Raw genomic sequence first — 12,810 nt, 5'->3', positions numbered from 1 at the left:
GGAAATTGAGCCATTGCAAGGGGGAAAAAAGGCTGGTATAATAGGAAAACAAGCGTGGTCCCCGCCTACTGAGGCCCCACAGGGCCAAATGACGTCACGTGAACCAAAGCCTGTTAAAAATGAACCTTAGGAGGCTAATGTATATGGAAGAGATCAAGATCACTCGCGCCCAGACGCTCAAGGAGAAGCCCGACCCCTCCACCCTGGTGTTCGGCAAGGCTATGACCGACCATATGTTCATCGTGGACTATGATGCCGGTCAGGGCTGGCATGATCCCCGCATCGTGCCCTATGGCCCTCTGGCCATTGACCCCGCCGCCAAGGTGCTCCACTATGCTCAGGAGATCTTTGAGGGCCTGAAGGCTTACCGCACCGCTGACGGCTCCATCCAGCTGTTCCGCCCCCTGGACAACGTGCGCCGCATGAACAACTCCGCCGCCCGTATGTCCCTGCCCCAGATCCCCGAGGAGCTGGCCCTGGCGGGTATTACCGAGCTGGTAAAGCTGGAGCAGGACTGGGTGCCCTCCGCGAAGGATACCTCCCTGTACATCCGCCCCTTCATGGTGGGCCTGGACGCCGCTCTGGGCGTACATAGCTCTCACCACTGCCAGTACATCGTCATCGTCTGCCCCGTGGGTGCCTACTATCCCGAGGGCCTGGACCCCGTGAAGATCTACGTGGAGGACCAGGACGTCCGCGCCGTCAAGGGCGGCACCGGTATGGCCAAGACCGGCGGCAACTACGCTGCCTCCCTGCGGGCCGGCGACCGGGCTGAGGCCAACGGTTACAGCCAGGTGCTGTGGCTGGACGGCGTGCACCGCAAGTACATTGAGGAGGTCGGTTCCATGAACGTCATGTTCAAGGTGGCCGGCAAGATCCTCACCCCCGACCTGAACGGCTCCGTGCTGGACGGCATCACCCGCCGTTCCTGCATCCAGCTGCTGAAGGACTGGGGCTACGAGGTGGAGGAGCGCCGCATCTCCGCCGAGGAGCTCTTCGAGGCCGCCGAGAACGGCACCCTGGAAGAGGCTTGGGGCACCGGCACCGCCGCCGTTGTCTCCCCCATCGGCGAGCTGGCCATGGGCGACAAGAAGGTCACCGTCTCGGGCAACCAGATCGGCGAGGTCACCCAGCGCCTGTACGACGCCCTCACCGACATCCAGTGGGGCCGCGCTCAGGATCCCCACGACTGGATCATGAAGCTGTGCTAATTTTTTAAGAAATCATTTCCAAAAGCCGCCCGCGTGTCCGCGGGCGGCTTTTGCTTTACCCTGGACAGGAACGGTGGTATAATACTACTATCTATGTCCCTGCCCAAGCGGGGAGCGGGATACGTAAGGGAGGAAGCGATCACATGGATTTGACCGAGCGTACGGTAGAGAGTAAGACCCTGTTTGATGGGGTCATCGTAACCTTAAAAGTAGATCAGGCCCAGCTGCCCGACGGCAAGGTGGCTACCCGGGAAGTGGTGGAGCACCCCGGCGGCGTGGCCATCCTGGCCCTGGATGAGGAGAACAACGTCACCCTGGTGCAGCAGTACCGCTACCCCTTCCACCAGGTGCTGCTGGAGCTGCCCGCGGGCAAGCTGGACGCCGGGGAGGACCACCGCCCCGCCGCCATCCGGGAGCTGAGCGAGGAGACCGGCCTGGAGGCCGGAGAGCTGACCTACCTGGGCTGCCTGCTGGCCTCTCCGGGTTTTTGTACTGAGCGGCTTCACATGTACCTGGCCCGGGACCTGCGCAAGAAGGAGAGCCACCCGGATGAGGATGAATTTTTGAATGTGATCACCATGCCCTTCCAGCAACTGCTGGAGCAGGTGATGGACGGCACGGTGGAGGACGCCAAGACGGTGGCCACTGTGCTCAAGACCAAGGTCCTGCTGGGCCTTTGAGAGGGGGCGGCACTGTGGGAAAGACCGTGCTCATTGTAGAGGACGAGCAGAATATCGTGGACATCCTGTCCTTTAACCTGGAGCGGGAGGGATACGACACCCTGGAGGCCTACGACGGCAACACCGGCTTGCAGCTGGCCCTGGAGCAGAACCCCGACCTGGTGCTGCTGGATCTGATGCTGCCGGGGATGGACGGCTTTGAGGTGTGCCGCCGCATCCGGGAGACGGGCAGTGCGGTGCCCATCCTGATGCTCACCGCCCGGGAGGAGGAGGCCGACAAGGTGCTGGGCCTGGAGCTGGGGGCAGACGACTATATCACAAAGCCCTTCGGCATGCGGGAACTGCTGGCCCGGGTCAAGGCCAACATCCGCCGCTCCGCCATGGTGCCTGCCCAGGGGGAGCAGGCTCAGCCTGCCTCGGGCAAGCGACTGGAGCTGGGCCGGGTGGTGGTGGACCAGGAGAAGGCCACCGTTTATAAGGACGGCAATCCCCTGGAGCTCACTCAGCGGGAGTACGATCTCATCTGCTACCTGGCCTCCCAGCCGGGAAAGGTGTTCTCCCGGGAGGCGCTGATGGAGCATGTGTGGAACTATGAGGGCTACGTGGGCGACGTGCGGGCCGTGGATGTGGCGGTGCGACGTCTGCGCGAGAAGATCGAGGACGATCCCGCCTCGCCTAAGTTCATCGTGACCAAGCGGGGTATGGGCTACCTGTTCGGCGGGGAATGACCGCGGAATCTTAGAAAGGAAGAAAAAGGGGGGAGTGTGCCGTGCTGCGCAGCCTGCACATGAAGCTGGTGATGATCATGGTGCTGCTCATCCTGTCGCTGATGACAGTGGTGGGCGCCTTTCTCATCAACTCCGTCATGGCATTCTATCTGGAGGACTTCTATACCCAGATGTCCAATGTGTTCGCCCGGGAGTCCCTGACCCGGGATCTGACCACGGCCACCCAGGGGGAGGAAGACGGAGCCCAGGCCATCCTTGACATCCTGGAGACCTACTCCGGCGAACTGGGCCTGAACGGTTACAGCCGCACCCTGTTTATCCTGGACGGGGAGACCGGGGAGTACCTGGCCGGCAATAACGACGATGCGGGTAAGAACCTGTCCTATGATTCGGCCAATCTCACCCACGCACTGGCCACCGGGGAGGACTCCAGCAGTCCCAATATGGCCGCCGACTATATGGACGTGGCCATCACCCTGGACCGGGGCGGCTCCTCCTATGTGATCTATATTCTGGACAACAAGACCACGGTGAACAGCCTCATCAGCCAGATGTTTGTGCTGATTTTGGAGTCCCTGGTCTTTGGTCTGGTCATCTCCATCCTGTTGTCCTTCCTGCTGTCCAAGACCATGATCATCCCCATCCAGCGCCTCACCGAGGGCGCTATGCGGGTGGCCCACGGAGACTTCTCCCGAAAGATCCAGGTGGCCTCCCGGGATGAGATCGGCGTGCTCACCGACACCTTTAACGACATGGCCGGACAGCTTCAGGACACCCTGCGCCAGGTGGAAAATGAGCGCAACAAGCTGGATACCCTGTTTTTGCACATGACCGACGGCGTGGTGGCCTTTTCCCGCAACGGAGAGGTCATCCACTCCAATCCTGCCGCCGAGGAGATGCTGGGCCGTACCATTACTGCCGAGGCTACCTATGAGGAGCTCTTCGGTGATCTGCTTTCTCTGGAACAGGTGCTCCAGGCTCCTGACTATCTGGAGGAGGAGCGCTGGGAGGGAGAACGCTTCCTGCAGCTGCTGCTGGCTCCCTTTGACCGGGACCGCCAGGGCGGCGTGCTGGTGGTGCTCCACGATGTGACCCAGCAGCGGAAAACACAGGATATGCAGCGGGAATTTGTGGCCAATGTCTCCCACGAGCTGCGAACCCCCCTCACCAACATCCGCAGCTACGCCGAGACCCTCTCGGACAGCGCCGGAGAGCTGCCTCCCGCCACAGAAAAGAAGTTTTTGGGGGTCATCCTCAACGAGAGCGACCGCATGACCCATATCGTGCAGGACCTGCTCACCCTGTCCCGGTTCGACTCGGGAAAGGACGAACTGCATTTGGTGCGCTTCCCCTTCGATGTGGCGGTACAGGATCTGTACAACGCCGTGTACATGGAGGCCCAGCGCCACGACCACAAGATGAAGCTGCGTCTGGAGCCCGATCTGCCCGCCGTTGTGGCCGACCGGGAGCGTGTGCTCCAGGTGATGATGAACATCGTCTCCAATTCCATCAAGTATACGCCCAACGGAGGACATATCCTGGTCTCCGCCGGACGGGAGGGAGACCGGGTGTGGATGCAGGTGGACGACGACGGCATCGGCATTCCTCCAAAGGACCGACCCCGTATTTTCGAGCGCTTCTACCGGGTAGATAAGGCCCGCTCCCGCCAGTCGGGAGGAACCGGCCTGGGACTGTCCATTGCCAAGGAGATCGTGGACCGCCATGAGGGCGTGCTGGAGCTGGTGGACCGGGAAGGTCCTGGCCTGTCCATGCGCATGGAACTGAAGATCGAGGGTCCCAGCCATGTTTAAGAAGAATAAAAAGTTGGTAGAACGGGTGAAGAGCCTGCTGATTGTGCTGCTGAGCTGCTCGGCGGTCTATCTCGCGGTGCGCACCCAGCTGCCCGTGGCCCTCAGCGGGCTGCTTCCTTCGGAGAGCAGAGAGAGCGGCGGACAGACCACTCAGGAGAGCCGCACCCTGGCCGCCCAGCCTCTGCGTATGGCGGTGACCATCCGGGGTGGAGAGGAGACACTGCGCTACGGGGTGCAGTATGACCAGAAGGCACAGGACGCCCTGTTTCAGCAGGTGTACAGCCTGCTGGTGGAGGCCCTGAGCAGTGCCGGCACTCCGGAGATTGTGGATCAGCAGGCGTGGCGGCAGGCCCTGAACACCGCGCCGGGGCTGTACTTTGACTGGCAGGACGACCTGCCGTTTTTCGTGCTGAACGGGTGGCTTTCGGTAAACAATGAGCAGCTCAGCGGTGCGCTGCGCCGCCTGGTACTGACCTCTCAGGATGGTCAGGCGCTCATCTATTACAGCGCTCAGAATGGAACGTACTACCGGGCGGTATGCAGCATGGTGGATGTCAACCGCCTGAGCGAGGCGGTGTCCGGCGTTAAGGATAACGGAGCCCACTTTGCCTTTGAGCAGGAGGAGTACAGCGCCCTGGCGCCCGATACGCTGCTGCTGGGGGAGAACATTGCCCCCAAGGTCTACCAGGCGGCCAATCCTCTGGAGCAGGAGAGCGCCCAGGCGCTGGTGCGGCAGAAGCTGGACTTCTCCGCCGACTCCAGCGTATCCTATATCACCTCCGATGAGCAGGTCATCCGAAACGGAAACGATACCTTGCGCCTGGCCTCGGACGGCACAGTGACCTTTACTGCCGCCGATGACGGCGCAATCCGCTATCCGGTGGCCGGTTCGGGGGTGTACTGGGCGGTGGAGAGCTGCCGCCAGCTGGCCACAGACACCCTGGGAGAACTGGGCGGTCAGGCCCGGATCTATCTGATGTCGGTGGAGGAGACCGGAGCGGAGAGCTGGCAGATCGAATTTGGGTATCTGCTCAATGGAGTCCCGGTGCGTCTGGGGGAGGAGGGCTATGCGGCCAGCTTCCAGGTCAGCGGCGGCCGGGTGAACAGCTTTACCCTGCATTTCCGCAGCTACACAGACAGCGGGACCACCTCGGTGGTGCTGCCTCAGCTCCAGGCCATGGCGGCCATGGAGACCAAGGGCCACGAGGGCGAGGAGCTGCTGCTGTTGTATCTGGACAGCGGGGCACAGCAGGTGAGCGCCTCCTGGGCGGCGGCCAGCCAGTGGAAGACGGGAGGATGAGAGCATGGAATGGTCAAAAATCAAAACCATCATCCTGATCATCCTGGCCGGGACCAATTTGCTGCTGCTCTCCTTTGTCCTGCGCCAGGATCTGCAGAAGCGTACCGTACAGCTCCAGGCCCGTCAGGAGGCGGTAGCCTTTCTGGAGAAAAACGGGGTGACCGTGGAGGAGAATATCATTCCCAAAGAGGATACGCTCCAGCCCCAGCAGGTGGAGCGGGACCGGGAGAGCGAACCTAAGCTGGCCCAGGCCCTTCTGGGCGGCCAGGTAGAGGAGCGCCTTCTGGGCGGTGAAGTATACCGCTACCACAACCAGCGGGGCTATATCCAGTTCCATGCCGACGGCACGTTTCAAGGCGAGTTTGTCAGCGGTGCCTTTCCCCTGGACGGGGCAGATCCCCGGAGCTACTCGGTGGAGATCCTAAAAAAGCTGAACTTCCAGGGTGAGATCCTGGAGGTGACCGGGGAAGAAGACGGCGCGGCGGAGACTACGGTCCTGCTGCGGCAGAGCTGGAACGGGAGTCCTCTGTTTGACCGGCAGGTGACTTTGACCTACCGGGGCGGAGACCTGGTGTCCATGTCCGGCGGGCGGCGCCTGATGGGAACGCCACAGCCTGACGAGAGCCGCCAGACTCTGGAGGTGCCTACCGCGCTTATCCGTTTTTACCACGGATTGACCGCCATGGGTGATGTATGCAGCCGCATCGACAGCATTACCCAGGGATATGTGGCCACTAACTACTCCCCCGGTTCTACGTCGCTGGTACCGGTGTGGCAGGTGGCCACCGACACGGGGACCTACCTGCTGGATATGCTCACCGGAGAGATGAGCCGGGTGGAAACTGCCGCGTCCCAGGAAAATGGAGCGTGAGGGCAGGATAGATTTGGGGAACTTTTCCCTTGTTTTTTTGTAGGCAGCTGTGTATGATATTGCGTACACCAAGCCACAAACAGGAAAATGCAGGTGATGCTATGTCCAATCAAAATCGTCCCATCGGGATCATAGACTCGGGCATCGGCGGGTTCAGTGTAGCCCGCCGGGTGCGCAGGCAGCTGCCCAACGAGAATATCCTCTACTTCGGAGACGGGGGAAATAACCCCTATGGCAACCATACTGCGGAGGAGATTTTGAGTCTGACCCGGTATATGCTGGACTTTATGCGCCAGCGGCAGGTAAAGGCGCTGCTGGTGGCCTGTAATACCATTTCCTGTCTGATCGACGAGTACCGCAGGGAGATGGATTGTCCGGTGCTCAGTGTGGTGCAGGCAGGTGCAGAGTCGGCAGCCCATCGGCCGGAGAAGCGGGTGGGCGTGATCTCCACCTGCTTTACCGCTTCCACCGGCTGCTATCCCGCGCTGATCGCTCAGCTGGCGCCGGAGAAGAAGGTATTCAGCCGTGGATATAAAAATCTGGCCGCTATGGTGGAGCATGGGGCCAGTCAGCAAGAGATTGACGAGGAGTTGCGGGAGAATCTGGACGGACTGGTGCATCAGGACCAGGTGGAGTGCTGCTTATTGGCCTGCACCCACTACCCTCTGGTGGAGGAAAATATCCGCCGCCTCTATCCTCAGCTGCAGCTGGTGGATCCGGCAGACCGCATGGCCAGGGAGCTGGAGCGGTGCCTGAAGGAGACGCGGCAGATCAGCCGGCGCAGCGAGCCAGGTACGCTGGAGATTTATACCACCGCCGATCCCCAGGACTATATCCGGGCAGCCCGGCGGGCTGGTTTGGAGGGTGTGATCACCGCCCAGTCCTGGCCGGCTATGAAACTGGAGAAGAAACAGAAAAAGAAGGAAAAGGACGCCTGAGAAGGCGTCCTTTTCTTACTTAAAAAACCCACGGCATAAGCCGTGGGCTTTTTTGATAGGTTTTAATTGTCACGCTGCAGCGGCTGCGCCACGCACGGCTTCTCTCCGTCTCGGGCTTGAAACAGTGACGCTTTGCGTCCCTTCGGTTTCGCGCCCTCGCTCCGGTCCATCCGTGCTGCTCCGCACGCCTACGCGCTTCTTTTTGTCACGCTGCGGATTGGGCGCGCGGCCGGGACGATTACTCCGCCGTCTTCGCCGCCAAACAGAAGTCCACTTGGCCTTCTTGGTTTGCTGGCATCCGCTCTGTCGTTATCTCCGCTGTGCGCCTATCCTCGCGCTTCTTAATACATACCACCCATGTCAGGGGCAGCAGGAGCGGCAGGTGCGGGAGGCTTCGTCGTCGCGGACGCCATATCCCTCGCCCCGCCGCAGGCGGCAGGGCTCGCTCATTCTGTCGCTCCTCCTCTCCCCGGCAAACCCGCGTTGCTGGGCTTTGCCGGGGGCCCGGTGTCGGCTTCGCCGACAAGCCCTCGCCCCTATAAAAGAAGCCCACGGCATAAGCCGTAGGCTTCTTGATGGATTAAATTAATACATACCACCCATATCAGGGGCAGCAGGAGCGGCAGGTGCGGGAGGCTTCGTCGTCGCGGACGACATATCCCTCGCCCCGCCGCAGGCGGCAGGGCTCGCTCATTCTGTCGCTCCTCCTCTCCCCGGCAAACCCGCGTTGCTGGGCTTTGCCGGGGGCCCGGTGTCGGCTTCGCCGACAAGCCCTCGCCCCTATAAAAGAAGCCCACGGCATAAGCCGTAGGCTTCTTGATGGATTAAATTAATACATACCACCCATATCAGGGGCAGCAGGAGCGGCAGGTGCGGGGGGCTCGGGCTTGTCGGCGACCAGGGCCTCGGTGGTCAGCAGGGTGCTGGCGATGGAGGCGGCGTTCTCCAGAGCGGAGCGGTTCACCTTGGTGGGATCCACGATGCCGGCGGGGATCATGTCGCAGTAAACCTCGTTGTAGGCATCGAAGCCGTAGCCGGTCTTGCCGGACTCACGGATCTTCTCCAGAACCACGGAGCCGTCGATACCGGCGTTGGCAGCGATCTGCTTGACAGGAGCAGTCAGAGCGCGGGCAATGATCTGCACGCCGGTCTTCTCATCGCCCTCGACCTCAGCCATCAGCTTCTCAACAGCGGGGATGGCATTCAGGTAAGCGGTACCGCCGCCGGCCACGATGCCCTCTTCCACAGCGGCGCGAGTGGCGTTCAGAGCGTCCTCGATGCGCAGCTTCTTCTCCTTCATCTCTACCTCGGTGGCAGCGCCGACCTTGATGACAGCCACACCGCCGGCCAGCTTGGCCAGGCGCTCCTGCAGCTTCTCACGGTCGTAATCGGAGGTGGTCACCTCGATCTGGCTCTTGATCTGGCCGATGCGGGCCTTGATCTCCTCGGAGTTACCAGCGCCGTTGACAATGGTGGTGTTCTCCTTGGTGACCTTGACCTGGCGAGCCTGGCCCAGCTGACCCAGCTGAGCTTCCTTCAGCTCCAGACCCACGTCGGAGGAGATCACAGTGCCGCCGGTCAGGATGGCGATATCCTGCAGCATCTCCTTGCGGCGGTCGCCGAAGCCGGGGGCCTTGACGCAGACCACGTTCAGGGTGCCGCGCAGACGGTTGACGATCAGGGTGGACAGAGCGTCGCCCTCCACGTCCTCAGCAATGATCAGCAGCTTCTTGCCGGACTGGACAACCTGCTCCAGCAGGGGCAGCAGCTCCTGAATGTTGGAGATCTTCTTATCGGTGATGAGGATGAGGGCGTCGTCCAGGTTGGCCTCCATCTTCTCAGTGTCGGTGACCATGTAGGGGGTGATGTAGCCACGGTCAAACTGCATGCCTTCCACGACCTCGGAGTAGGTCTCAGCGGTCTTGGACTCCTCGATGGTGATAACGCCGTCGTGGCCCACCTTCTCCATGGCCTCGGCGATCAGCTTGCCGATGTTCTCGTCGCCGGAGGAGACAGCGCCGACGCGGGCGATGTCAGCAGAGCCGTTGACCTTCTGGCTGTTGGCCTTGATGGCCTCGATGGCGGTGGTGGTGGCCTTGGCAATGCCCTTCTTCATGATCATGGGATTGGCGCCGGCGGCCAGGTTCTTCAGGCCCTCGCGGATGATGGCCTGAGCCAGCAGGGTAGCGGTGGTGGTACCGTCGCCAGCCACGTCGTTGGTCTTGGTGGAGACTTCCTTCACCAGCTGAGCGCCCATGTTCTCAAAGGGATCGGGCAGCTCGATCTCCTTGGCGATGGTCACGCCGTCGTTGGTGATCAGGGGAGCGCCGAACTTCTTATCCAGCACTACATTGCGGCCCTTGGGACCCAGGGTGATCTTCACGGTGTCAGCCAGCTGATTGACGCCCTTCTCCAGAGCCTTGCGGGCCTCTTCGCCGTAGCAAATAATCTTAGCCATAACGCATTACCTCCAAGATAATTCCGCCTTGCGGAATTGAAATTAAAATGAGTCCGGAGCAGGACATGTGCCTGCGCAGGACCCCTTAACCCCTGGCCGCCGCGGCCAGGGCCGCCTTTCCTATGGAAAGGCGAGGGGGGTATCGAAAGCGGGTTCCTTGGGAACCGCTTTCGTATCTATGGGGACAACGTCCCCCATGGACGAGTTTTACTCGACAATAGCCAGAATATCGTTCTGACGCACGATGGTGACCTCGTCGCCGTCCAGCTTCACCTGGGTGCCGGCATACTTGCTGGTGATGACCTTGTCGCCCACCTTCACGTTCATGACGACTTCCTTGCCGTCCACCATGCCGCCGGGGCCGACAGCCAGAACCTCAGCCACTTCAGGCTTCTCCTTGGCGGCGCCGGTGAGGATGATGCCGCCCTTGGTGGTCTCCTCGGCCTCTACCAGCTTGACAACAACGCGGTCAGCCAAAGGTTTCAGTTTCATAACGGGTTCCTCCTTATATGATGGTTACTTAATAAACAAACTCCAATGAGATTTAGCACTCCAAACATCTAAGTGCTAACCACGTGTATTATAGTAATCGTTTCCTGATCAAAAATCAACCCCCTTTTTCAAAAAAGAGGGCTGTTTCAAAAAATATTTACGATGTGTTCACAAACTGACAAAAAGAGTGCTAATTTTGTCGGGCGAGTGTTTTCCGCAGCACAGCCAGACCGGCAAGCAGCAGCAGGGGAAAGACCGCCGCGGCCAGCAGACCGCATTGCAGGCGGTCGCCCCAGGCGGAGGAGACCAGTCCCACCAGGCCGGGACCGGCGGAGCACCCCAGGTCTCCGGCCAGGGCCAGCAGGGCAAACAGGGCGGTGCCGCTGCGGGGAAAACAGGCTGCCGCCAGACTAAAGGTGCCCGGCCACATGCAGCCCACCGCCATGCCGCACAGGGCGCACCCCACCAGCGCCAGAGCGGGCCAGGGGGAGAGGGAGACCAGCAGGTATCCGGCAATACACAGGATGGTACTGGCCGTCATAAAGCCGGTGGGGGAGGGGCGGTTGCGGCTGTATGCGGCGTATACCAGCCGGGACAGGCCCATCAGCAGGGCAAAGGACAGAGGTCCGGCCAGATCGCCCACCGTTTTGGACACGCCCAGCGCAGACTCTGCAAAGGCGCTGGCCCACTGGGAGATGGAAAGCTCACTGGCTCCCGCGCAGGCCATCAGAAGCAGAAACAGCCAAAACCGGGGCGTGCGGAACAGCTGCCCCAGGGAGAGGCCGGACTCGCCCTCCGGCGTGAGAGTGGCCAGGGGGACCTGGGTAAACACCAGGGCGTTGACCAGGGGGAGCAGAGCCCAGAGCATGGCCAGAATACGCCAGTTCTGGGTGCCAAAGCAGACAAAAAACAGGGTGGACAGGGCGATGGTGGCCACGCTGCCCCAGCAGTAGAAGGAGTGGAGCAGGCCCATCACGGCCGACTTGCGGCGGGTGGGGCAGGCCTCGGCAATGGGGCTGACCAGCACCTCCAGCAGGCCGCCGCCCAGGGCGTAGACCACCACAGCCGTCGTCAGACCGGCCAGAGGGGGGATGCGGCCAGGCAGCATAGCCAGCAGAACAAGGCCCAGTGCAGCAAACAGATGGGCGGCCACCATGCATACCCGCCAGCCGATCTTATCCACAAACCGGGCGGACAGGCCGTCCACGCACAGCTGCACCAGAAAATTGACAGTGATGAGCAGGGCGATCTGATCCAGAGAGAGGGAGAACTCCCGCTGGAAGGTGAGAAAGAGCAGGGGGGCAAAGAGGTTGATGACCGACTGGACGATGTACCCGGCAAAACAGGCACCCAAAGTCGCTTGATAGCTGTGTCGCATAAAGATAGCCCCCCTATTTAAAGGTGGGGGGCGTAGCTTGCCCCGTTGGGATAGAAGAAGTGGATCTTCTTTTCGGAGAGGCGCACGGTAAAGGAGGTGCTCTCCAGCACCTCCCCATCCACCACCGCCACCAGGGGTTCCTTGCTGGACCAGGTGAGCTCCCGGCCGTGGAAATCCTCAATGAGCTGGGGGTAATCCTTGTAGTGGCCCTTGGCGTACTGGCCCACCAGACGGATAAAGGTGAGCAGGCTCACCTTGCCTACCAGCAGCATATCAAGCACCCCGTCGTCGGGCATCGCGTCGGCCACCGGCATAAAGCCGCCGCCGTAGTACCGGCCATTGCATACGCAGACGATGGCGGTGGGGCCGCTGTAATGGACCGGACCCATCTGCACCTCCATGGGACGGCAGATACCTTTTAAAAAGATGTTTTCAATCAAAGAGAGAATGTAGGCTCCCTTGCCGGTGACAAAGGGCAGGTCCTTATACCGGTGGACCCCGGCGGCGATGCGGGCGTCTACACCCCCGCACACCACATCCAGCCCCAGCTTGCCGTTGCAGTCCATCAGGTCCAGCGTGGTCTGGGGACCGGCGGCCAGAGCCTCCAGGTCGTAGAACAGGTCCCGGTAATTGGGGCCGAATACCTTTAAAAAGTCGTTTCCGGTGCCTTTGGGCACACAGGTAATGGCAGCGTTGTCAAAGCCTGCCGCCCCGTTGACCACCTCGTTGAGGGTGCCGTCTCCGCCGCAGGCCCAGATGCGCACCGGCTCGCCGGTCTGGGCGGCCTGCCGGGCCAGCTTTTCCGCGTGGCCCTCTCCTTCGGTAAAGACCCGCTCGTGGGGGAAGGAGACCTGGTCCAGCTGGTTCAGCAGAGCCTGGGTGGTGCCTTTTCGCCCGGCCACAGGGTTGATAATAAACAGATGGCGCAAAAAATCACCTCAAA

At 61.2% G+C, this 12,810-nt stretch carries 11 protein-coding genes; 7 read left to right on the top strand and 4 right to left on the bottom strand.

Going from position 1 to position 12,810, the window contains the following annotated elements:
- The first annotated feature begins 143 nt into the window (after positions 1–143).
- From ACEVJL_RS00880 to murI, 7 genes are all read left to right on the top strand, one after another.
- Positions 144–1,211: a branched-chain amino acid aminotransferase gene (locus tag ACEVJL_RS00880; protein ID WP_302668411.1), complete on the top strand. Its 1,068-nt coding sequence runs from the start codon at positions 144–146 to the stop codon at positions 1,209–1,211.
- 143 nt (positions 1,212–1,354) lie between these two features.
- Positions 1,355–1,891 carry an NUDIX domain-containing protein gene (locus ACEVJL_RS00875; RefSeq protein WP_008981229.1) on the top strand — a complete coding sequence of 179 codons (537 nt, stop codon included), beginning with the start codon at positions 1,355–1,357 and terminating at the stop codon, positions 1,889–1,891.
- Positions 1,892–1,905: 14 nt separating this feature from the next.
- Positions 1,906–2,619 (top strand): response regulator, encoded by a 714-nt coding sequence (locus tag ACEVJL_RS00870; RefSeq protein ID WP_302668410.1) that lies wholly within the window; start codon positions 1,906–1,908, stop codon positions 2,617–2,619.
- A 41-nt stretch (positions 2,620–2,660) separates the two neighbouring features.
- Entirely contained in the window at positions 2,661–4,430 is a 1,770-nt protein-coding gene (locus ACEVJL_RS00865; RefSeq protein WP_151076426.1) for an ATP-binding protein, read from the top strand.
- Positions 4,423–5,730 carry a hypothetical protein gene (locus tag ACEVJL_RS00860; protein WP_374736590.1) on the top strand — a complete coding sequence of 436 codons (1,308 nt, stop codon included), beginning with the start codon at positions 4,423–4,425 and terminating at the stop codon, positions 5,728–5,730. Before ACEVJL_RS00865 ends, ACEVJL_RS00860 begins: the two co-directional genes overlap by 8 nt.
- 4 nt (positions 5,731–5,734) lie before the next feature.
- A complete protein-coding gene (locus ACEVJL_RS00855) occupies positions 5,735–6,601 on the top strand; it encodes a two-component system regulatory protein YycI (RefSeq protein ID WP_374736589.1) in 867 nt (288 codons plus the stop codon).
- Between the two features lie 101 nt (positions 6,602–6,702).
- Positions 6,703–7,539, top strand: a complete 837-nt coding sequence (gene murI, locus ACEVJL_RS00850) for a glutamate racemase (protein WP_374736588.1) — start codon at positions 6,703–6,705, stop codon at positions 7,537–7,539.
- 829 nt (positions 7,540–8,368) lie between these two features.
- On the opposite strand, the gene groL is transcribed toward murI, so the two are convergent.
- From groL to ACEVJL_RS00830, 4 genes are all read right to left on the bottom strand, one after another.
- The gene (gene groL, locus ACEVJL_RS00845; protein ID WP_235397702.1) at positions 8,369–9,997 is read right to left on the bottom strand and encodes a chaperonin GroEL; all 1,629 of its coding nucleotides are present in this window, start codon (positions 9,995–9,997) and stop codon (positions 8,369–8,371) included.
- 207 nt (positions 9,998–10,204) lie between these two features.
- The gene (locus ACEVJL_RS00840) at positions 10,205–10,489 is read right to left on the bottom strand and encodes a co-chaperone GroES (protein ID WP_008981236.1); all 285 of its coding nucleotides are present in this window, start codon (positions 10,487–10,489) and stop codon (positions 10,205–10,207) included.
- 190 nt (positions 10,490–10,679) lie between these two features.
- Positions 10,680–11,867, bottom strand: a complete 1,188-nt coding sequence (locus ACEVJL_RS00835; RefSeq protein ID WP_374736587.1) for an MFS transporter — start codon at positions 11,865–11,867, stop codon at positions 10,680–10,682.
- 17 nt (positions 11,868–11,884) lie between these two features.
- Complete coding sequence (locus ACEVJL_RS00830) at positions 11,885–12,796, bottom strand: diacylglycerol/lipid kinase family protein (protein WP_302668404.1); 912 nt, start codon at positions 12,794–12,796, stop codon at positions 11,885–11,887.
- Between the last annotated feature and the right edge of the window lie 14 nt (positions 12,797–12,810).

It is taken from the genome of Flintibacter porci (assembly GCF_041925195.1).
Taxonomy (GTDB): Bacteria; Bacillota; Clostridia; order Oscillospirales; family Oscillospiraceae; genus Lawsonibacter; species Lawsonibacter porci.
This window is presented reverse-complemented; position numbering and strand designations above follow the sequence as displayed.

What these genes read in the sequence shown, in the direction of transcription:
- ACEVJL_RS00860 (WP_374736590.1), top strand. Translation starts at nt 4,423, where the DNA reads ATGTTTAAGAAGAATAAAAAGTTGGTAGAACGGGTGAAGAGCCTGCTG.
- ACEVJL_RS00855 (WP_374736589.1), top strand. Translation starts at nt 5,735, where the DNA reads ATGGAATGGTCAAAAATCAAAACCATCATCCTGATCATCCTGGCCGGG.
- ACEVJL_RS00875 (WP_008981229.1), top strand. Translation starts at nt 1,355, where the DNA reads ATGGATTTGACCGAGCGTACGGTAGAGAGTAAGACCCTGTTTGATGGG.
- ACEVJL_RS00835 (WP_374736587.1), bottom strand. Translation starts at nt 11,867, where the DNA reads ATGCGACACAGCTATCAAGCGACTTTGGGTGCCTGTTTTGCCGGGTAC.
- ACEVJL_RS00840 (WP_008981236.1), bottom strand. Translation starts at nt 10,489, where the DNA reads ATGAAACTGAAACCTTTGGCTGACCGCGTTGTTGTCAAGCTGGTAGAG.
- ACEVJL_RS00880 (WP_302668411.1), top strand. Translation starts at nt 144, where the DNA reads ATGGAAGAGATCAAGATCACTCGCGCCCAGACGCTCAAGGAGAAGCCC.
- murI (WP_374736588.1), top strand. Translation starts at nt 6,703, where the DNA reads ATGTCCAATCAAAATCGTCCCATCGGGATCATAGACTCGGGCATCGGC.
- groL (WP_235397702.1), bottom strand. Translation starts at nt 9,997, where the DNA reads ATGGCTAAGATTATTTGCTACGGCGAAGAGGCCCGCAAGGCTCTGGAG.